Here is a 19091-nt window from a genome sequence, read left to right on the forward strand (position 1 = left end):
GGCTCCGGCGCCCGCTCCCCGGCCCACCTCGGCCGCTCCGGCCGCGAAGCCCGCCGCAGCGGCGGCCAAGCCGGCCGCCGCCAAGCCGAAGGCCGCTCCCGCGGCCGAGCCCGCCGCCGGCGCCGTCGACGGTCCCGAGTTCGTGACGCTGCGCGGCCCGTCCGCGGCTGTGGCGAAGAACATGAACGCCTCGATCGAGGTGCCCACGGCCACGTCCGTGCGCGCGGTCCCGGTGAAGCTGCTCTTCGACAACCGCATCGTCATCAACAACCACCTGAAGCGTGCCCGGGGCGGGAAGATCTCCTTCACCCACCTCATCGGCTACGCGATGGTGCAGGCCATCAAGGCCATGCCGTCGATGAACTACTCCTTCGCGGAGAAGGACGGCAAGCCGACCCTGGTCAAGCCGGCGCACGTCAACTTCGGCCTGGCCATCGACCTGGTGAAGCCCAACGGCGACCGCCAGCTCGTCGTGGCCGGCATCAAGAAGGCCGAGACGCTGAACTTCTTCGAGTTCTGGCAGGCCTACGAGGACATCGTCCGCCGCGCCCGCGAGGGCAAGCTGACGATGGACGACTTCACCGGTGTCACGGTCTCCCTGACCAACCCCGGCGGCCTCGGCACCGTCCACTCGGTCCCGCGCCTGATGCCCGGTCAGTCGGTCATCATGGGCGTCGGTTCCATGGACTACCCGGCGGAGTTCCAGGGCACCTCCCAGGACACCCTGAACAAGCTCGGCATCTCCAAGGTCATGACGCTCACGTCGACCTACGACCACCGGGTCATCCAGGGCGCCGCCTCCGGCGAGTTCCTGCGCGTCGTCGCGAACTACCTGCTCGGCGAGGCCGGCTTCTACGACGAGATCTTCGAGGCGCTGCGCATCCCCTACGAGCCGGTCCGCTGGCTCAAGGACATCGACGCCTCGCACGACGACGACGTCACCAAGCCCGCCCGCGTCTTCGAGCTGATCCACTCCTACCGGGTCCGCGGCCACGTCATGGCCGACACCGACCCGCTGGAGTACCGCCAGCGCAAGCACCCCGACCTGGACATCACCGAGCACGGACTCACCCTCTGGGACCTGGAGCGCGAGTTCGCCGTCGGCGGCTTCTCGGGCAAGTCCCTGATGAAGCTGCGCGACATCCTCGGCGTGCTCCGCGACTCGTACTGCCGCACCACCGGCGTCGAGTTCATGCACATCCAGGATCCCAGGCAGCGCAAGTGGATCCAGGACCGCATCGAGCGCCCGCACAGCAAGCCGGAGCGCGAGGAGCAGCTGCGCATCCTGCGCCAGCTGAACGCGGCGGAGGCCTTCGAGACCTTCCTGCAGACCAAGTACGTCGGCCAGAAGCGCTTCTCGCTGGAGGGCGGCGAGTCCGTCATCCCGCTGCTGGACGCCGTGATCGACTCGGCTGCCGAGTCGCGCCTCGACGAGGTCGTCATCGGCATGGCCCACCGCGGCCGTCTGAACGTGCTCGCGAACATCGTCGGCAAGTCGTACGCCCAGATCTTCCGGGAGTTCGAGGGCAACCTCGACCCCAAGTCGATGCACGGCTCCGGCGACGTGAAGTACCACCTGGGCGCCCAGGGCGTGTTCACGGGCCTGGACGGCGAGCAGATCAACGTCTCGCTGGCCGCCAACCCGTCCCACCTGGAGACGGTCGACCCGGTCATCGAGGGCATCGCCCGCGCCAAGCAGGACATCATCAACAAGGGCGGCACGGACTTCACGGTCCTGCCGGTCGCCCTGCACGGTGACGCGGCCTTCGCGGGCCAGGGCGTGGTGGCCGAGACGCTCAACATGTCCCAGCTGCGCGGCTACCGCACCGGCGGCACGGTCCACATCGTCATCAACAACCAGGTCGGCTTCACCGCGGCGCCCGAGTCCTCGCGTTCCTCCATGTACGCGACCGACGTCGCCCGCATGATCGAGGCGCCGATCTTCCATGTGAACGGCGACGACCCCGAGGCCGTCGTCCGCGTCGCTCGCCTGGCCTTCGAGTTCCGCCAGGCGTTCAACAAGGACGTCGTCATCGACCTCATCTGCTACCGCCGCCGTGGACACAACGAGTCCGACAACCCGGCGTTCACCCAGCCCCTGATGTACGACCTGATCGACAAGAAGCGCTCGGTGCGCAAGCTCTACACCGAGTCCCTCATCGGTCGCGGCGACATCACCCTGGAGGAAGCCGAACAGGCGCTGCAGGACTTCCAGGGCCAGTTGGAGAAGGTCTTCACGGAGGTCCGCGAGGCCATCTCCGCGCCGGCCGAGGCCCATGCCGGCGACCCCCGGGCCGAGTTCCCGGTGGCCGTCCAGACCGCGGTCTCCCAGGAGGTCGTCAAGCGCATCGCCGAGTCCCAGGTCAACATCCCCGACAACGTCACGGTCCACCCGCGGCTGATCCCGCAGTTGCAGCGCCGGGCGGCGATGATCGAGGACGACACGATCGACTGGGGCATGGGCGAGACGCTCGCGATCGGCTCCCTGCTCCTGGAGGGCACCCCGGTGCGCCTCTCGGGCCAGGACTCCCGGCGTGGCACCTTCGGCCAGCGTCACGCGGTCCTGATCGACCGGGTCACCGGCGAGGACTTCACCCCGCTCCTGCACCTGTCGGACGACCAGGCCCGCCTGAACGTCTACGACTCCCTGCTCTCCGAGTACGCGGTCATGGGCTTCGAGTACGGCTACTCGCTGGCCCGCCCCGACGCGCTCGTGATGTGGGAGGCGCAGTTCGGCGACTTCGTCAACGGCGCGCAGACGGTGGTGGACGAGTACATCTCGGCCGCGGAACAGAAGTGGGGCCAGACGTCCGGCGTCACCCTGCTCCTCCCCCACGGCTACGAGGGCCAGGGCCCGGACCACTCGTCCGCGCGCATCGAGCGGTTCCTCCAGCTGTGTGCCCAGAACAACATGACGGTCGCTCAGCCGACGCTGCCGTCGAACTACTTCCACCTCCTGCGGTGGCAGGTGCACAACCCGCACCACAAGCCGCTGGTGGTCTTCACCCCGAAGTCGATGCTGCGCCTGAAGGCGGCGGCCTCGAAGACGGAGGAGTTCACCACGGGCGCCTTCCGCCCGGTCATCGGCGACGAGTCCGCCGCCGCGGCCGACGTCCGCAAGGTCGTCTTCTGCGCCGGCAAGCTGTACTACGACCTTGAGGCCGAGCGGAAGAAGCGCGGCACCACGGACACGGCGATCATCCGCATCGAGCGCCTGTACCCGCTCCCGGGTGCGGAACTCCAGGCGGAGATCGCCAAGTACCCGAACGCCGAGAAGTACCTGTGGGCGCAGGAGGAGCCGGCGAACCAGGGCGCGTGGCCCTTCATCGCCCTCAACCTGATCGACCACCTGGACCTCGCGGTCGGCGCGGACATCCCGCACGGCGAGCGTCTGCGGCGCATCTCGCGTCCGGCGGGCTCGTCCCCGGCGGTGGGTTCGGCGAAGCGTCACCAGGCGGAGCAGGAGCAGCTGGTACGTGAGGTGTTCGAGGCGTAAGCCTCAAGCGGCTCCCAGCGGCTCTGCCGAACAGGGTCGACGCACGAGTGCCCGGCACCGGAGAGATCCGGTGCCGGGTTCTTTGTCGTCAGGGCCCCCGATACGTGCACATAACCTGGAGGGGTACGACCGGCGGCCCCGGCCCCGGCCCGGCCCCGGTCACAGTCCTCACCACCAAGTCCCGGCAATCCCAGCAGCAGTCCCCAGGAGAACAACCGTGTACTTCACCGACCGAGGCATCGAAGAACTGGAGAAGAGGCGCGGTGAGGAGGAGGTCACCTTCGAGTGGCTCGCCGAGCAGCTGCGGACGTTCGTCGACCTGAACCCGGACTTCGAGGTCCCGGTGGAGCGCCTGGCGACCTGGCTGGCCCGGCTGGACGACGAGGACGACGACGAGTAGCGCGTGGGCAGGCGCGGCGAGCGGCTCCGGTCCGGGTGTCTTGACTTTCCGCGACCGCGATATATCGTGAATAACGGAAGACGCGATATGGCGTGTCGTGACGTACCCGGTCGTCGGCCCGCCGTTCGTCAGCCCGTCCGTTCACCAAGGGGGTCCGCACCATGTCCACCACATCCGCGTCCGAGTGGTCCGTCAAAGAACCCGGCAACCTCGCCTTCGCCGAGCCGATCACGGACCTGCACGTACGCATCGTCAACGGCACGGTGAACGTGGTGGGCACGGACGAGCCCTCCGCCCGTCTGGAGGTCTCCGAGATCGAGGGCCCACCCCTGGTGGTGACCCAGGAGGACGGCGTCCTGACGGTGGCGTACGAGGACCTGCCCTGGCAGAACTTCCTCAAGTGGCTTGACCGCAAGAGCTGGCGCCGCACCGCGGTGGTGTCCCTGACCGTCCCGGCCGGCGCACGCGTCGAGGTGGGCGTGGTCGGCGCCGCCGCGGTCGTCTCGGGGGTCGACGGGCCGACGGTGGTGAAGGGCGTCACCGGCGACACGACTCTCGTCGGCCTCTCCGGGCCCGTCCGCGCGGACACGGTCTCGGGCAGCCTGGAGGCCCAGGCGGTCACGGGCGACCTGCGCTTCAACTCCGTCTCCGGCGACCTCACCGTGGTCGAGGGCTCCGGACCCTCCGTGCGTGCCGAGTCGGTGAGCGGCTCCATGATCGTCGACCTCGACCCGGAGGGCCCGACGGACGTGCAGCTGACGAACGTCTCGGGCGAGATCGCCATCCGCCTCCCGCATCCGGCGGACGCCGAGGTGGAGGCGAACACGGCGAGCGGAAGGATCTCGAACGCCTTCGACGACCTCCGCGTCCACGGCCAGTGGGGCGCCCACCGCGTCACCGGCCGCCTCGGCGCCGGCACGGGCAAGCTCCGGGCGACGACGGTCTCCGGCTCGATCGCCCTGCTCCGCCGCCCCCAGCGGGAGGACGAACCGGCCGACTCCACCCCCGAGGACACTTCCGGTACGACGAACAAGAAGGTGCTCTGACATGCCTCCCGTCTTCGCCCACGGCCGCCTGCGCCTCTACCTGCTGAAGCTGCTGGACGAGGCCCCCCGCCACGGCTACGAGGTGATCCGCCTCCTGGAGGAGCGCTTCCAGGGGCTGTACGCGCCGTCGGCGGGCACCGTGTACCCCCGCCTGGCCAAGTTGCAGACCGAGGGTCTGGTCACGCACACCACCGAGGGTGGCCGCAAGGTGTACGCCATCACGGACGCGGGCCGTGCCGAACTGGCCGACCGCAGCGGCGAGTTGGCCGACCTGGAGCTGGAGATCCGCGACTCGGTCGCCGAACTCGCCGCCGAGATCCGGGCCGACGTCCGGGGCGCGGCGGGCGATCTGCGCCGGGAGGTGCGCGCGGCGGCGAGCGCGGCCCGCAGAGCCCCCGGAGCCGCGCCGAACGCCCCGTTCGGGGAACACGGGGACCACGGTGAGCACGGGGATCACACGGACGGCGGCGACAAGGAGGCGTGGCGTGCCGCCAAGGAGGAGATGCGGCGCGCCAAGCAGGAGTGGAAGGAGCAGGCCCGGCGCGCGAAGGACGAGAGCCGCCGGGCCCGCGAGGAGGCCCAGCGGGCCAGGCGCCAGGCCAAGGAGGCCCAGGACCATGCCCGCGCCCAGGCCCAGGAGGAGGTCCAGCGCATCGCCAGGCGCGTCCAGGAACAGGTCCAGGACCACTTCAGCCGGGGCGACTGGCCGACGGGGGTCCGGGAGGGCCTGACCGAACTGGCCAAGGAGTTCGGCGAGTTCGGGAAGGACTTCGGCAAGAACCTCGGCAAGGACATCGGCCAGGGCCTGGGCAAGGACTTCGGCTTCCCCCGCCCCGGCTCCACCACGACCGCCACGGCACCGGAACCGGAGCGCCCGCAGTACACGGACACTCCCCCGGACTTCCCGGCCGGCTACGAACCGTCCTGGGCCCACGAGGACTCCACCGGCGACCCGGCCCGCGACCTGGACCGCCTCCTCGACCGCTTCCGGGACGGCATCCGCGACACGGCCCGCGATCACAGCGTCACGGAACCCCAACTCCACGAGATCCGCAGCCACTTGTCCGCGGCGGCGGCACTGGTGGAGGCGACGCTGCGGGCCCCCAAGATGTGAAGGGGGACGCGGCCGAGACACGGTACCCCGCGCCGAACACCGTCCCGGCCCGCCGCCTCAGCCCGCCCTGGCCTCACCCCCGCCGTACAGCACACGGCTCAGGGCCTCGTACGTGACTCCCTGATCGGCGAGGACCTCCGCCGGTACGCCGGGGCGGGCCGTGAGGGCGAGGAGGATGTGCTCGTCGCCGATACGGCGCTCCCGGTGGGCCAGGGCGATGCGCAGACACCTCTCCAGCACCTCCTTGGCGTCCCGGCTGAAGGTGCGGCGCCCCGACCACCACCCCTTGTCCTTGCGATCGCCGGACATCGCACCGACGCCGTGCACCTCCTCGATCCGGGAGACGATGTCGGAGACGTCGATTCCGAGCCCGGCGAGGGCGTCGGCCTCGGCCTGGGACAGCCCGGCGCGGCGCCGGGCGTCGGCCAGAGCTGCCCGCACTGACTCCTTCCGGTCGGCGAGTCCGAGCGAGGCAAGCGCGAAGGAGCCTCGACTGGCCTCGCGGTCGAGCAGCGCGAGCAGCAGGTGCTCGGCGTCGACGGACCGGCTGCCGACGCGTTCGGAGTGCTCGGCGGCACCCCGCACGACGTCGCGTGCATCGCTCGTGAACCGTTCGAACATCAATGCCTCCCGTGTTTCTTGTGCACGGCCTGCCTGCTGACACCGAGTTCCGCGGCGATCTCCTGCCACGACCAGCCCTGATTGCGCGCACTGCGCACCTGCACGGACTCCAACTGCTCGACCAGCTTCCGCAGCGCGGAGACGGCCCGCAGCCCGATCCGCGGATCGCGGTCACCCGCGCGCTCGGCGAGATCTGTTGCTTCGGTCATGACGTCAACTTAGGTTGACATCACCGACACTGTCAACCCTAGTTGACGCGGAGAGTGCCGCGCACGCACGAGCGGCGGACCCGGAAACCCGGGCCCGCCGCAGGAAGACGCGCGTGACGGTGATCGGAACACGATGTTCAGGACGTGATGACAGGAGGCGCTGGTCAGGAGGCGGTGACCAGGAGGTGCTGATCAGGAGGTGGTGAGGACGATCTTGCCGAACAGGTCGCCGGACTCAAGGCGTTCGAAGCCCTCGCGGGCCCGGTCCAGTGGGAGCACCTCGTCGATGACGGGCCGCACGCCGGTGGTGGCGCAGAACGACAGCAGGTCCTCCAGCTCGTCCTTCGTGCCCATCGTGGAACCGACGACCTTGAGTTCGAGGAAGAAGATGCGGGTCAGTTCGGCGTGCGAAGGGCGGTCGCCGCTGGTGGCGCCCGAGATGACGAGCGTGCCGCCGGGCCGCAGCGACTTGACCGAGTGCGACCAGGTGGCCGCCCCGACCGTCTCGATCACGGCGTCCACGCGCTGCGGCAGCCGTGCTCCGGACTCCACCGCCTCGACAGCACCCAGCTCCACCGCCCGCTTCCGCTTGGCCTCGTCCCGGCTGGTGGCGAACACCCGCAGGCCCGCGGCCTTGCCGAGCACGATCGCGGCGGTCGCGACACCACCGCCGGCGCCCTGCACGAGCACCGAGTCGCCGGGGCGGACTCCCGCGTTGGTGAAGAGCATGCGGTACGCCGTCAGCCAGGCCGTGGGCAGACAGGCGGCCTCCGCGAAGGAGAGCTCCTTGGGCTTGGGCAGGACGTTCCACGCCGGTACGGCGACCTGCTCGGCGAAAGTGCCCTGGTAGCGCTCGGTGAGGATGGAACGGGGCTCCTTGGGGCCGACGCCGTGACCCGTCTGGCCGATGACGGAGTGCAGGACGACCTCGTTGCCGTCCGCGTCGACGCCGGCCGCGTCGCAGCCGAGGATCATCGGCAGGCGGTCCTCGGGGAGTCCGACCCCGCGCAGGGACCAGAGGTCGTGGTGGTTGAGCGAGGCGGCCCTGACGTCGACCGTCGTCCAGCCGGGGCGCTCTCCGGGGGCTGGGCGGTCGCCCAACTCCAGTCCGTCGAGCGGGTGGTCGGGGTCGATACGGGCGGCGTAGGCAGCGAACATGACCTTGACGATAGGGGTCGGGGCGGGCCGGGGGAACGAGGTGACGCTGTGACACACGCCCTGTTGATTTCACCCCCGCCGCCCCTACCCGGCCCTCCCCCAGAGGGGGGACCCCCATCGGGGGCGCTGCCCCCGAACCCCCGCTCCTCAAACGCCGGAGAGGCTGAACCAACCAGCCCGTCCGGCGTTTGAGGACGAGCGCGTTCAGCGCGAAGGGGGGTCTGGGGGCACAGCCCCCAGGGACGGGGCGGGTAGGGCGAGAAAAATGGCCCCGCCGCAACCGGCGGGGCCACCCAAAGCCAAAGCTCAGCGCCGAGCGACACCCTCCGCCCGAGCCGCCGCAGCGACCGCCGCGGTCACCGCCGGAGCGACCCGCGAGTCGAACGGCGACGGAATCACGTAGTCCGCGGCCAGATCCTCACCGACGACAGCCGCGAGCGCGTCAGCCGCCGCGATCTTCATCCCCTCAGTGATCCGCGAGGCCCGCACCTGCAACGCCCCCGCGAAGATCCCCGGGAACGCCAGCACGTTGTTGATCTGGTTGGGGAAGTCCGAGCGCCCGGTCGCGACGACCGCCGCGTACCTGTGCGCCACATCGGGGTGCACCTCGGGGTCAGGGTTGGCCATCGCGAACACGAACGCGCCCTTGGCCATCGAGGCCACCGCCGCCTCCGGGACCGTACCGCCGGAGACTCCGATGAAGACGTCGGCGCCCGCCAGGGCGCTCTCCAGCGACCCCGTCAGTCCGGCCCTGTTCGTGAGCTCGGCCAGCTCGCGCTTGACCGGCGTGAGGTCGTCCCGGTCTGCCGAGACGATGCCCTTGCGGTCGGCGACGGCGACATCGCCGAGCCCCGCCTCAAGAAGGAACTTCGCGATGGCGACGCCCGCCGCACCCGCGCCCGAGATCACCCCACGCAGCTCCCCGAGCTCCCGCCCGGTGAGCCGCGCCGCGTTACGCAGGGCCGCCAGCGTGACGATCGCCGTGCCGTGCTGGTCGTCGTGGAAGACGGGGATGTCCAGCTGCTCCTGGAGCCGCCGCTCGATCTCGAAGCACCGCGGTGCCGAGATGTCCTCCAGATTGACCCCGCCAAAGGACGGCGCAAGCCGGACCACCGTCTCGATGATCTCGTCCACACCCGTGCAGGCCAACGCGATCGGGACCGCGTCCACGCCACCGAACTGCTTGAACAGGATCGCCTTGCCCTCCATCACCGGGAGGGAGGCCTCGGGGCCGATGTCCCCGAGTCCGAGGACCGCCGTACCGTCCGTCACGACCGCGACGACGGACGACTTCCAGGTGTAGTCGTTGACGAGGTCGGGCTGCTCGGCGATGGCGGTGCACACCCGGGCCACACCAGGTGTGTACGCGAGGGACAGGTCGTCCTTGTCACGGATCGGCACGGTGGCCTGCACGGCCATCTTGCCGCCCCGGTGCAGGGCGAACACCGGGTCGAACTCACCGGCATCACTGTCGGTTTCGATGTCGCTGCGAGGATTGACGATCTCCGCTGCCACTTTGTTGTACCCCTTAGGTCTTCACGGTTTGAGGGTGGCCACTCCTGGTGAGGGGTGGGCGGGCACCGCGCAAGGCCCCGGTGAGTGATGCGCACGGGCACGAACGCGACGGGCGCGCCGCACACGCGCCCTGAGCCCCTGATGAGGGGTGTAAAGAACCTTCTTACCGGACGGAGGACACCGGCGACGACCCCATAACGCGAAGGTCACACGTGGGCGACATGACTCATCACCACACATGACCACATACCCGGGCATGATCGATCAAATCGAGAAGCGAGTCGACGAACGAACCGGGCACCGGATCGGGACCCTTGTCGGGCGACGAGTCGCGCCCCGAGTCCGGCCAAAGCTCTCGCGCGGCCGGGCGTACGGATGCAACAGCCGCTCACCTGGCGAGATACACCGAAGATCCTCCGGGCGGAACGGTTGATTCCCGTAGAAGATCCGGGAAGCTCCGGCTCTCATGCGCCGACCTGACGCTCCACGGGGGTCACCCGTTATCCGATTTTGACATGGCCGGTCGTCTGAATGCCTCCGTCCGAATGGCAAGATGCCGTAATCACACAAGGTCGCGACACTCAAAGATGTGTGCACCAGTCGACCGACCCGCCGGCATCGTCCGCCCCCTGGGCGGACGCCGGCCCCAATGGCTCACCATCCATCCGCCGGAGGAACCCACCATGACCGCACGCTCCACCCTTCGTACGACCGCAGCGCACAACCGGCTAGCCGCGGTCGGTGCGATCGCGGTCGCGGGCGCCCTGCTGCTCACCGGATGCGGTGACCAGACAGACAAGGGCAACGACAGCAGCTCCAGCTCTCCGTCCTCGACGGCGCCGCTCGCCGACAAGCTTCCCGCGAGCATCCGGAACGCAGGCGTCGTCAAGGTGGGCTCCGACATCGCGTACCCGCCCGTCGAGTACATGGTCGACGGCAAAGCCGCCGGCATCGACCCGGACATCGCAGCCGCTCTCGGCAAGCAGCTGGGCGTGAAGTTCGAGTTCCAGAACGGAAAGTTCGACCAGCTCATCGTCGGTCTGCAGTCCAAGCGGTTCAACGTGGTCATGTCTGCGATGAACGACACGAAGGACCGTCAGAACGGCGTCGACTCGGACACCGGCAAGAAGGTCGGCGACGGTATCGACTTCGTCGACTACTTCACCGCCGGCACCTCGATCCTGGTCCAGAAGGGCAACCCGAAGGGCATCAAGTCCCTGGACGACCTGTGCGGCAAGGTCGTAGCCCTGCAGAAGGGCACCACGTCCGAGGGCATCGCCAAGACACAGAGCGCGAAGTGCAAGACGGACGGCAAGAAGGCCATCGACCTGCAGACCTTCGACACCGACCCCGAGGCGCTGCTGCGCCTCAAGCAGGGCGCCTCGGTCGCCGACCTCAACGACTTCCCGGTTGCCGCCTACAACGCGAAGACCTCAGGCGGCGGCAACGACTTCGAGGTCATCGGCGATCAGATCGAGGCAGGCCCGTACGGCATCGGCGTCAGCAAGGACAACGCCGAGCTGCGAGATGCCCTCCAGGCGGCAATGGCCGCGATCATCAAGAACGGCGAGTACGCGAAGATCCTTGAGAAGTGGAACGTCGTGGACGGCGCGGTGACCGAGTCCAAGGTCAACGGTGGCTCCTGATCTGCCCGGCGCAACACTGAAGGGCAGTCACCGTGACTGACACTGTCGACAAGGCTCCGGCGCCCTCACTGCCTCCGGAGCAGATCAAGGCCATCCCCGTACGCCACTACGGCCGCTGGGGTGCTGGTGTGGCGGTCGTCGCGCTGCTGGTGATGATCGGGATCGCCTTCTCCAACGCGAAGATCAACTACAGCATCATCCCGGACTACGTCACGGACGGGACCATCCTCTCCGGCGTATGGCACACGCTGTACATCTCCGTCCTCGCCATGCTCCTCGGACTCGTCCTGGGTGTGGTTCTCGCGGTGATGCGGATGTCGTCGAACCCCGTCACGAGCACCGTGGCCTGGTTCTATGTCTGGTTCTTCCGTGGCACGCCCGTGCTGGTCCAGCTCCTCCTCTGGTACAACATCGCGCTCGTGTTCCCCGTCCTCAACCTGGGGTTCTACAAGGACGAGATGAACCAGGTGATGACGCCGTTCCTGGCAGCGTTGCTGGGGCTCGGCCTCAACGAGGCCGCGTACATGTCCGAGATCGTCCGGGCGGGCATCCAGTCGGTGGACGAAGGACAGACAGAAGCGTCGCATGCCCTGGGCATGACCCAGGGCAAGACTCTGCGTCGCGTGATCCTCCCCCAGGCGATGCGGGTGATCGTGCCACCGACGGGCAACGAGTTCATCAACATGCTGAAGACCTCGTCGCTCGCCTATGCGGTCCAGTTCAACGAACTCATCAAGCGATCCACGGACATCTCCAGCACTTCGCTCGCGGTCGTCGAGCTATATTTCGTGGCATCGATCTGGTACCTGATCCTGACCAGCGTGTTCAGCGTCGGCCAGTACTACCTTGAACGGCGCTACGCACGTGGATCGTCGCGCAACCTGCCACCGACCCCACTCCAGCGTCTGAGGAAGAACCTCCGACTATTCGGTTCTTTCCGCCGTCCGGAGGTGGCCCGATGAGCGGCATCAGCAAGAGCCTTGGCAAGCCCACGAGCGGGCACCCCATGGTGAAGGCCGAAGGCGTACATAAATCCTTCGGTCTTGCCCACATTCTCAAGGGCATCGATCTGGAGGTGAATGCGCGTGAGGTGTTCTGCCTGATCGGCCCGTCCGGCTCCGGTAAATCAACATTCCTGCGATGCATCAACCACCTGGAGAAGATCAGCGCCGGCCGTCTGTCCGTCGATGGCGAGCTGGTGGGTTACCGGCAGAAGGGCGACAAGCTCTACGAGCTGAAGGAGCGTGAAGTCGCTGCGCAGCGACGGGACATCGGCATGGTGTTCCAGCGCTTCAATCTCTTCCCTCACATGACGGCTCTGGAGAACGTCATGGAAGCGCCGGTCCAGGTCAAGCGCGAGTCCAAGGCTGTAGCCCGGGAGCGGGCTCAGCAGCTGCTGGACCGTGTGGGGCTCGGCGATCGGAAGAGTCACTACCCTGCCCAGCTCTCCGGCGGTCAGCAACAACGGGTCGCCATCGCCCGCGCGCTGGCGATGGAGCCCAAGCTGATGCTCTTCGATGAACCGACCTCGGCTCTCGACCCCGAGCTCGTCGGTGAGGTCCTCGACGTCATGCGGGACCTTGCCGAGGACGGCATGACGATGATCGTCGTCACACACGAGATGGGCTTCGCCCGCGAGGTCGGCGACTCTCTCGTGTTCATGGACGACGGTGTGGTGGTCGAGGCCGGCCATCCGAGAGAAGTGCTAACAAACCCGCGGCACGAACGGACGCAGGCGTTCCTGTCGAAGGTTCTCTGAACAGGAAAGGGCGCACCGGATTTCCTCCGGTGCGCCCTTTCCTGTCAAGCTCGACCGATCCTACTTGCCGGAGACATATCCGATGATGGCATTGGACGGGTGCTGGTTGGCACCATTGGCTCCGTCCCTGGCCACCACCGCAAAGTTGATGAAGATCTGTCGGCCTTCAGGGAAATCGTAGTCACAGGTGACCGTCTTGCCGGCGCCCTTGGCGTTGTGGCACTCGCCCCTGTCCAGAATCTTGTTGTGGTTCCCGTTGTCCGCCACATACCAGACAACGACCGACCGAAGCCCATCGGCAAAGTTGTCGAGCACCTCTACCCGGTCGTCAGAAGAGTAGAAACACGCATATCCGGCCTTGGCGAAGGCCAGGGTGCAAAACTTCGTCACCGTCGCAGAGGCCGGAGTGGTAGCGGTCAAAACCATCCCCGCAGCGATAGCTGCAGTGCCTACCGCGGTCAGCGACCTACGCGCGCGCACAGAAATTTGCTTCATTTACGGCTCACTCCCCGTTTCACACAAGATGTTCTGGAGAAGATCTTGTGGAGCAATCCTGGGCGTGTCAAGGAACCCATTCGAAATCTGAGGGAAAATTGAGCCTGTTCCGGAAAATCCGGCTCACTTTCCGAGAACCGAACGATAAACCCGCCGAACCCATCCGAAACGACCGGAATTCCATCACCTCAGCGCGAGCAACAGCGTGTCCGAGGGTGAGCACCACACGGGACGGGCCTCCGTGAACCCCTTCTCGCGCAGCACACGCGCGTGCCACCCGGCGGAGGGCGTGTCGCCCTCGGCGTGCTCACCATAGATCTCGAAGCGGCGGGCGGTCGGCCCGGCGAGGACGGGGTCCTGGGCGGCGAGCCGCCACCATTCCGCCCAGTCGACGGCGCCGTCGTGTTTGGCCTGATCCATACGTGCGTGGCGCAGTGCGCGCTCCGCCGCGTTGATCCGGGGCGTGCTGTCGTCGATCATGTGGTCCGCGTTCATGAACAGACCGCCGTCGCGGACGAGCTCCGCGATCCGGCCGTAGAGGTCCGCGAGGGGTTCGCTGTGCAGCCAGTGCAGGGCGGTGGCGGTCAGAACGGCGTCGTACGAGTCGTGCGGCAGCCCGCTCGCCCACCGCGGGTCCTTGAGGTCGGCCGTGACGAAGGTGACGCGGTCGTCTCCCGCGAAGGTGCCCTCGGCGATGGCGAGGAGCGCCGGGTCGAGGTCGACACCGACGCTGGCGGCCTGCGGGAACCGGTCGAGCAGCCGGGACGTGATACTTCCCGTGCCGCACGCGAGGTCGAGCACGCGCGGGGCGGGGCCGACGAGGGCCTCGACCATGTCGAGCATGACCCGGAACCGTTCCTCACGGTCCGGCATGTACCACTCCTGCTGCCGGTCCCAGCTCGTCTGCCAGGCGTTCCAGTCGGTGCCGGCGTTCGTCCCGGTGGTGCCCGTAGTGGTGGTCATGGAAAACCCCTCCGCGTCGGTCGCTCACTCGCCCGCTTCACCCGCATGCGTAATACCCTGGAAGCAATATCAGCCGTTACTTCCTCGCATCCACGACCATAGAGCGCCCTCGTAAGGACTACAAGTGGAACTGGCCTATTACTCGGACTACGCCGTGCGCCTCGTCAACACCGAGGAACCGGCCCGCGGAAAGGACTCGCTGACCTCGATCGACGCCGTCCGCGATCTCTTCGGCGCCAACCAGCAGGCCGCCCGCCGCGCCGCCGACGCCGACGTGACCCGGTTCCGCTCCGTACGGGCCCGCCTGCGCGCGGTCTTCGAAGCGGCGGACACGGGGGACGAGACGCTCTCCGTGGACCTGCTGAACTCGCTCCTGCTGGAGTTCCCGGTGAGCCCGCAGATCTCCGGGCACACCGCGTCCGACGAAAGGAGGGGCCGGGACGACGACGGCCGCCCGCTGTGGCACATGCACCTCGCCGACCACCCGTCGAACGCGACGGCGGGCTACGCGGCCATCGCCGCCATGGGCCTGGCCTTCCACCTCACCGAGTACGGCGTGGACCGCCTCGGCCTGTGCGAGGCACCGCCCTGCCGCAACGCCTACCTCGACACCTCGACGAACCGCTCCCGGCGCTACTGCTCCGACCGCTGCGCGACCCGGGCCAACGTGGCCGCCTACCGCGCCCGCAAGCGCCTGGAGGCGGACCGGTCCGAGAAGACGGGCCTGGCGGCCGACACCGCCCAGCGCAGCAGCGTCACCGGCGAGCGCTGACCGGGCTTGAGCGGCCGGTACCGGAACCGGACCCTGCCGAGGATCAGATCGTGCGGCACGGTGCCGTAGTCGGTGCTGTCGCCGCCGGCGAAGGAGTTGTCCCCGAGCACCCACCAACCGCCCTCGCGGCGCTCCGCGGCCCGTTTGACGACCAGTAGGTCCTGCTGGAACGGATGACGCAGGACGACGATGTCGCCGACCCTCACCCGGTTCCCGTACCGCACCACGAGAAAGTCGCCGGGATACAGCGTGGGCACCATGGACGGTCCGGTCACGGCGACCCATCCGAAGTGCTTCGCGACCCCTCGGCGCTCGCTCCCGTGCTCGCTTCCCTGTTCGCTTCCGTGTTCGCTCTCCTGCGACAGCTCCGGCATCCCGGCACCTCCCCGGTTCCATCCTCCACCAGTCCCAGTCTGACCCCCTACTTTTGTCCTAAGCCCATGGGGGCACTCGCGAAAAGCCTTCTCTCAGGGAGTAATGTCCAACCTGAGAAGACGATCACGAGGAAGGAACGCTCCATGCTTTCCCGCCTGTTTGCCCCCAAGGTCAAGGTCAGCGCTCACTGCGACCTGCCCTGCGGTGTGTACGACCCGGCCCAGGCCCGCATTGAGGCGGAGTCGGTGAAGGCCGTGCAGGACAAGATGGCCGCCAACGACGACCCGCACTTCCAGGCGCGCGCCACCGTCATCAAGGAGCAGCGCGCAGAGCTCGCCAAGCACCACGTTTCGGTTCTGTGGAGCGACTACTTCAAGCCGCCGCACTTCGAGAAGTACCCGGAGCTGCACCAGCTGGTCAACGACGCCCTGAAGGCCCTCTCGGCCGCCAAGGCGTCCACGGACCCGGCGACGGGCCAGAAGGCGCTGGACTACATCGCCCAGATCGACAAGATCTTCTGGGAGACGAAGAAGGCCTGATGCACGCCTTCTTCGAAGGGCCGGTCGCAGGCTGACCGGCCCTTTTCCCTGTCCCTGGCCGCGTCGGCCCGCCCGACGCCTACGGACGATGGTCCCCGCCCGGCAGTCGACCTCGGACTTCCCCTCGCGCGCGATCGGGTCGGTGACGACGCCACGGGCACGCTCCAGGGCACCAGGTACGCGACGACGAACTCAGTTCGGCCTTGTCCCGGTCGCCGCTGGCCGAGGCGATCACCACCCCGTCCGGGCGACCGCGCGGGACAACTCCCGCACCGCCCGCGGGACATCGGGCACGAAGTACGGCCTGTGCAGCGCCAGAGCCGCGTCCACGCTCCCCCTGGGCGGCGGCAGTCGCGTGACATCCGCCACGGCGACCGGGCCGGGGACTCCGGCGAGGAAGCCGGGCGCGTTGTCCGGGCACAGCCGGAACAGGTCGGGCCGGCCCTCGCACAGCCGCTGGACGTACTTCCCGTTGCCGCAGCCGGCGTCGACCACTCACCCCTTCCCCCGCACTCCCTCCCCCGCAACCGCCCACCTGCTCGACGACGTCAGCGGCTCCGGGGTGCGGGTGGGGCGGCGTTCACATGCCGTGGTCGTCCTCCCCTGCCTCCAGCAGGTTCACCGCCGAGCCCACGATGCTCGGGTCCGGGCTGCCGACGACCTCCTCGTCCTTGCCCGTGTAGTCGAAGCGGGCCAGGACGCTGCGCATCGCCTCCACCCGCGCCCGCTTCTTGTCGTTGCTCTTCACCACCGTCCAGGGGGCCTGTTCGGTGTCCGTCGCACGGAACATGGCGACCTTGGCGGCCGTGTAGTCGTCCCAGCGGTCCAGGGAGGCCAGGTCCATGGGGCTCAGCTTCCACTGCCGTACGGGGTCGACCTGGCGGATCGTGAAACGCGTGCGCTGCTCGCCCTGGGAGACCGAGAACCAGAACTTGATCAGGTCGACACCGTCGTCGACGAGCATGCGCTCGAACAGCGGGGCCTGGCGGGTGAAGCGGCGGTACTCGTCGTCCGTGCAGAAACCCATGACCCGTTCCACGCCGGCCCGGTTGTACCAGGAGCGGTCGAAGAGGACTATCTCGCCTGCGGTCGGGAGGTGTTGGACGTACCGCTGGAAGTACCACTGGCCGCGTTCGCGCTCGGTGGGTTTCTCCAGGGCCACCACGCGGGCGCCGCGCGGGTTGAGGTGCTCCGTGAAGCGCTTGATCGTGCCGCCTTTCCCGGCCGCGTCCCGGCCCTCGAAGACGACGACCAGCCGGCGGCCGGTCTGCTTGATCCAGCTCTGCAGCTTCAGCAGTTCGATCTGCTGGAGCCGCTTGTGCAGGTCGTACTCCCTGCGCTCCATGCGCTCGGGGTACGGGTAGTTCTCCCGCCAGGTCTCGACCGGCGTGCCGTCCGGCCGGACGAGGACGGGTTCGTCGAGGTCGCTGTAGTCGACCTTCAGCCCGGACATCAGGGGAGTCATACGGTCGGCCTCCTTGGCATCAACATCAGCGGTCAATGGCGATCAGCAGCGGTCAGTGGAACTGCGGCACGATCAGATGGATGCCGTACGCGACCACGGCCGCACATGCCAGGAAGCACAGCCCCGCCTGGGCGAACCCGAGCGTGTGGGTACCTCCGTCATTCTCGCGCGCACCCTCGACCCGGGCGAGTCCAAGGACGCCGAAGGCGAACACGACGACCACGGCGACGGTGGCCCCGAGGCTCACCGCCGCGACCTGGCCCAGTGCGGTCCAGTCCAGCTTCATGTGGGTTCTCCCTCGCTCACGCGGCCGTGCCGACGGTCGTCGGCGCCGTCGGCTTGATGCTGACCTCGTGGGTGTCGTTGACGTTGTGCGCGCCCACCGGGTTACGGCGCGCGGCGAGGACGATGCCCGCCGTGACCGCGACGGCGACCAGCGCGACGACCACGGTGCCGAAGTTTCCGCCGTACCTGACCGCGCCCGCGGAGACCCCGCCGACCAGTGCCGCGGCGGGCAGGGTGATCAGCCACGCCATGACCATGCGGCCCGCGACACCCCAGCGCACCTCCGCCAGCTGCCGGCCCAGGCCCGCGCCCAGGATGCTGCCCGAGGCCACCTGGGTGGTGGACAGGGCGAAGCCGAGGTGGGCGGAGGTGAGGATGACGGCCGTGGACGCCGTCTCGGCGGCGAAGCCCTGCGGCGACTGGATCTCGGTCAGGCCCTTCCCCATGGTCCGGATGATCCGCCAGCCGCCCAGATAGGTGCCGAGGCCGATGGCGAGCCCCGCCGAGGCGATGACCCACACCGGCGGACCGGCGTCGTGGCCGAGCGCGCCGGCGGAGATCAGGGTCAGGGTGATGATGCCCATGGTCTTCTGCGCGTCGTTCGTGCCGTGCGCGAGGGAGACGAGAGAGGCGGAGGCGATCTGACCGGCCCGGAACCCCTTGGTCACCGAGTCCGTGCGGGCGCGGGCCGTGAGCCTGTACGCGAGGTAGGTGGCGATCAGGGCCGCGATTCCGGCCACCAGCGGCGAGGCCAGCGCCGGGATCAGCACCTTCTCGACGACCTTGGTGAAGTGCACACCCTCGGCGCCCGCGCCCACCCACACCGCGCCGATCAGCCCGCCGAACAGGGCGTGCGAGGAACTGGACGGCAACCCCACCAGCCAGGTGAGCAGGTTCCACAGAATCGCCCCGACCAGCCCCGCGAAGATCATCCCCGGGGTGACGAGCGTGTCGTCGACGATGCCGCCGGAGATCGTCTTCGCGACCTCGGTGGACAGGAACGCGCCGACGATGTTGAGGACTCCGGCGATCAGGACCGCTGTTCTCGGTTTCAGGGCGCCGGTGGCGATGGAGGTGGCCATCGCGTTCGCCGTGTCGTGGAACCCGTTGGTGAAGTCGAAGGCCAGGGCCGTCACGATGACGACCGCGACCAGGAACGTGATGTGGTCCATGTGTTCGATGGAAGCAAGCGCAGGCGTACTCGCGACGAACGGCGGGCAAAGCCTGTTCCTG

At 68.3% G+C, this 19091-nt stretch carries 20 protein-coding genes; 9 read left to right on the forward strand and 11 right to left on the reverse strand.

Features of this window, described 5'->3' with window-relative positions:
* The 4 genes from IEY89_RS09895 to IEY89_RS09910 form a co-directional block, all read left to right on the forward strand.
* Positions 1-3496: multifunctional oxoglutarate decarboxylase/oxoglutarate dehydrogenase thiamine pyrophosphate-binding subunit/dihydrolipoyllysine-residue succinyltransferase subunit (locus IEY89_RS09895; protein WP_189146952.1), on the forward strand; the 3496-nt coding region annotated here is incomplete at its 5' end.
* A gap of 217 nt (positions 3497-3713) precedes the next feature.
* Positions 3714-3896, forward strand: coding sequence for a DUF6104 family protein (locus IEY89_RS09900; protein WP_019075209.1), 183 nt, complete (start codon positions 3714-3716; stop codon positions 3894-3896).
* Between the two features lie 161 nt (positions 3897-4057).
* A complete protein-coding gene (locus IEY89_RS09905) occupies positions 4058-4942 on the forward strand; it encodes a DUF4097 family beta strand repeat-containing protein (protein ID WP_189146953.1) in 885 nt (294 codons plus the stop codon).
* 1 nt (position 4943) lies between these two features.
* The gene (locus IEY89_RS09910; RefSeq protein WP_189146954.1) at positions 4944-6056 is read left to right on the forward strand and encodes a helix-turn-helix transcriptional regulator; all 1113 of its coding nucleotides are present in this window, start codon (positions 4944-4946) and stop codon (positions 6054-6056) included.
* A gap of 57 nt (positions 6057-6113) precedes the next feature.
* On the opposite strand, the gene IEY89_RS09915 is transcribed toward IEY89_RS09910, so the two are convergent.
* The 4 genes from IEY89_RS09915 to IEY89_RS09930 form a co-directional block, all read right to left on the reverse strand.
* On the reverse strand, positions 6114-6677 hold the full coding sequence (locus IEY89_RS09915; protein ID WP_189146955.1) for a Clp protease N-terminal domain-containing protein: 564 nt from the start codon (positions 6675-6677) through the stop codon (positions 6114-6116).
* Complete coding sequence (locus IEY89_RS09920) at positions 6677-6886, reverse strand: helix-turn-helix domain-containing protein (protein ID WP_189146956.1); 210 nt, start codon at positions 6884-6886, stop codon at positions 6677-6679. The genes IEY89_RS09915 and IEY89_RS09920 overlap by 1 nt, the downstream gene beginning before the upstream one ends.
* 192 nt (positions 6887-7078) lie before the next feature.
* Positions 7079-8044, reverse strand: coding sequence for a zinc-binding dehydrogenase (locus IEY89_RS09925; RefSeq protein ID WP_189146957.1), 966 nt, complete (start codon positions 8042-8044; stop codon positions 7079-7081).
* A gap of 306 nt (positions 8045-8350) precedes the next feature.
* Entirely contained in the window at positions 8351-9559 is a 1209-nt protein-coding gene (locus tag IEY89_RS09930) for an NAD(P)-dependent malic enzyme (protein ID WP_189146958.1), read from the reverse strand.
* A 683-nt stretch (positions 9560-10242) separates the two neighbouring features.
* Between IEY89_RS09930 and IEY89_RS09935 the strand changes: the two genes are divergently transcribed.
* From IEY89_RS09935 to IEY89_RS09945, 3 genes are read left to right on the forward strand one after another with little or no spacing between them, the layout of a single operon-like run.
* A complete protein-coding gene (locus IEY89_RS09935) occupies positions 10243-11205 on the forward strand; it encodes an ABC transporter substrate-binding protein (protein WP_189146959.1) in 963 nt (320 codons plus the stop codon).
* A 32-nt stretch (positions 11206-11237) separates the two neighbouring features.
* Complete coding sequence (locus IEY89_RS09940) at positions 11238-12167, forward strand: amino acid ABC transporter permease (protein ID WP_189146960.1); 930 nt, start codon at positions 11238-11240, stop codon at positions 12165-12167.
* Positions 12164-12964, forward strand: coding sequence for an amino acid ABC transporter ATP-binding protein (locus tag IEY89_RS09945; RefSeq protein WP_308437427.1), 801 nt, complete (start codon positions 12164-12166; stop codon positions 12962-12964). Before IEY89_RS09940 ends, IEY89_RS09945 begins: the two co-directional genes overlap by 4 nt.
* A 60-nt stretch (positions 12965-13024) precedes the next feature.
* Here IEY89_RS09945 and IEY89_RS09950 read toward each other — a convergent pair whose 3' ends face one another.
* Complete coding sequence (locus IEY89_RS09950; protein WP_189146961.1) at positions 13025-13459, reverse strand: hypothetical protein; 435 nt, start codon at positions 13457-13459, stop codon at positions 13025-13027.
* Positions 13460-13642: 183 nt separating this feature from the next.
* Positions 13643-14422: a class I SAM-dependent methyltransferase gene (locus tag IEY89_RS09955; RefSeq protein ID WP_189146962.1), complete on the reverse strand. Its 780-nt coding sequence runs from the start codon at positions 14420-14422 to the stop codon at positions 13643-13645.
* A gap of 124 nt (positions 14423-14546) precedes the next feature.
* Between IEY89_RS09955 and IEY89_RS09960 the strand changes: the two genes are divergently transcribed.
* The gene (locus IEY89_RS09960) at positions 14547-15194 is read left to right on the forward strand and encodes a CGNR zinc finger domain-containing protein (protein WP_189146963.1); all 648 of its coding nucleotides are present in this window, start codon (positions 14547-14549) and stop codon (positions 15192-15194) included.
* Here IEY89_RS09960 and sodX read toward each other — a convergent pair.
* Positions 15098-15568 carry a nickel-type superoxide dismutase maturation protease gene (gene sodX / locus IEY89_RS09965; protein ID WP_189146964.1) on the reverse strand — a complete coding sequence of 157 codons (471 nt, stop codon included), beginning with the start codon at positions 15566-15568 and terminating at the stop codon, positions 15098-15100. The two genes, IEY89_RS09960 and sodX, sit on opposite strands and share 97 nt — an antisense overlap.
* A gap of 144 nt (positions 15569-15712) precedes the next feature.
* On the opposite strand from sodX, the gene sodN reads away from it, so the two are divergent.
* Positions 15713-16108 (forward strand): superoxide dismutase, Ni, encoded by a 396-nt coding sequence (gene sodN, locus IEY89_RS09970; RefSeq protein WP_005480378.1) that lies wholly within the window; start codon positions 15713-15715, stop codon positions 16106-16108.
* Positions 16109-16339: 231 nt separating this feature from the next.
* Here sodN and IEY89_RS40510 read toward each other — a convergent pair whose 3' ends face one another.
* The 4 genes from IEY89_RS40510 to IEY89_RS09990 form a co-directional block, all read right to left on the reverse strand.
* Positions 16340-16603 (reverse strand): methyltransferase domain-containing protein, encoded by a 264-nt coding sequence (locus IEY89_RS40510; protein ID WP_229695134.1) that lies wholly within the window; start codon positions 16601-16603, stop codon positions 16340-16342.
* An 85-nt stretch (positions 16604-16688) separates the two neighbouring features.
* Positions 16689-17573 carry a polyphosphate kinase 2 gene (gene ppk2 / locus IEY89_RS09980; protein WP_189146965.1) on the reverse strand — a complete coding sequence of 295 codons (885 nt, stop codon included), beginning with the start codon at positions 17571-17573 and terminating at the stop codon, positions 16689-16691.
* Positions 17574-17625: 52 nt separating this feature from the next.
* Entirely contained in the window at positions 17626-17859 is a 234-nt protein-coding gene (locus tag IEY89_RS09985; protein WP_189146966.1) for a hypothetical protein, read from the reverse strand.
* A gap of 16 nt (positions 17860-17875) precedes the next feature.
* Positions 17876-19030, reverse strand: a complete 1155-nt coding sequence (locus IEY89_RS09990; RefSeq protein ID WP_189146967.1) for an inorganic phosphate transporter — start codon at positions 19028-19030, stop codon at positions 17876-17878.
* Between the last annotated feature and the right edge of the window lie 61 nt (positions 19031-19091).

Source organism: Streptomyces lacrimifluminis, assembly GCF_014646095.1.
Classification (GTDB): Bacteria; Actinomycetota; Actinomycetes; order Streptomycetales; family Streptomycetaceae; genus Streptomyces; species Streptomyces lacrimifluminis.

What these genes read in the sequence shown, in the direction of transcription:
- IEY89_RS09905 (WP_189146953.1), top strand. Translation starts at nt 4,058, where the DNA reads ATGTCCACCACATCCGCGTCCGAGTGGTCCGTCAAAGAACCCGGCAAC.
- IEY89_RS09910 (WP_189146954.1), top strand. Translation starts at nt 4,944, where the DNA reads ATGCCTCCCGTCTTCGCCCACGGCCGCCTGCGCCTCTACCTGCTGAAG.
- IEY89_RS09915 (WP_189146955.1), bottom strand. Translation starts at nt 6,677, where the DNA reads ATGTTCGAACGGTTCACGAGCGATGCACGCGACGTCGTGCGGGGTGCC.
- IEY89_RS09920 (WP_189146956.1), bottom strand. Translation starts at nt 6,886, where the DNA reads ATGACCGAAGCAACAGATCTCGCCGAGCGCGCGGGTGACCGCGATCCG.
- IEY89_RS09925 (WP_189146957.1), bottom strand. Translation starts at nt 8,044, where the DNA reads ATGTTCGCTGCCTACGCCGCCCGTATCGACCCCGACCACCCGCTCGAC.
- IEY89_RS09935 (WP_189146959.1), top strand. Translation starts at nt 10,243, where the DNA reads ATGACCGCACGCTCCACCCTTCGTACGACCGCAGCGCACAACCGGCTA.
- IEY89_RS09945 (WP_308437427.1), top strand. Translation starts at nt 12,164, where the DNA reads ATGAGCGGCATCAGCAAGAGCCTTGGCAAGCCCACGAGCGGGCACCCC.
- IEY89_RS09950 (WP_189146961.1), bottom strand. Translation starts at nt 13,459, where the DNA reads ATGAAGCAAATTTCTGTGCGCGCGCGTAGGTCGCTGACCGCGGTAGGC.
- IEY89_RS09955 (WP_189146962.1), bottom strand. Translation starts at nt 14,422, where the DNA reads ATGACCACCACTACGGGCACCACCGGGACGAACGCCGGCACCGACTGG.
- sodX (WP_189146964.1), bottom strand. Translation starts at nt 15,568, where the DNA reads ATGCCGGAGCTGTCGCAGGAGAGCGAACACGGAAGCGAACAGGGAAGC.
- sodN (WP_005480378.1), top strand. Translation starts at nt 15,713, where the DNA reads ATGCTTTCCCGCCTGTTTGCCCCCAAGGTCAAGGTCAGCGCTCACTGC.
- ppk2 (WP_189146965.1), bottom strand. Translation starts at nt 17,573, where the DNA reads ATGACTCCCCTGATGTCCGGGCTGAAGGTCGACTACAGCGACCTCGAC.
- IEY89_RS09985 (WP_189146966.1), bottom strand. Translation starts at nt 17,859, where the DNA reads ATGAAGCTGGACTGGACCGCACTGGGCCAGGTCGCGGCGGTGAGCCTC.
- IEY89_RS09990 (WP_189146967.1), bottom strand. Translation starts at nt 19,030, where the DNA reads ATGGACCACATCACGTTCCTGGTCGCGGTCGTCATCGTGACGGCCCTG.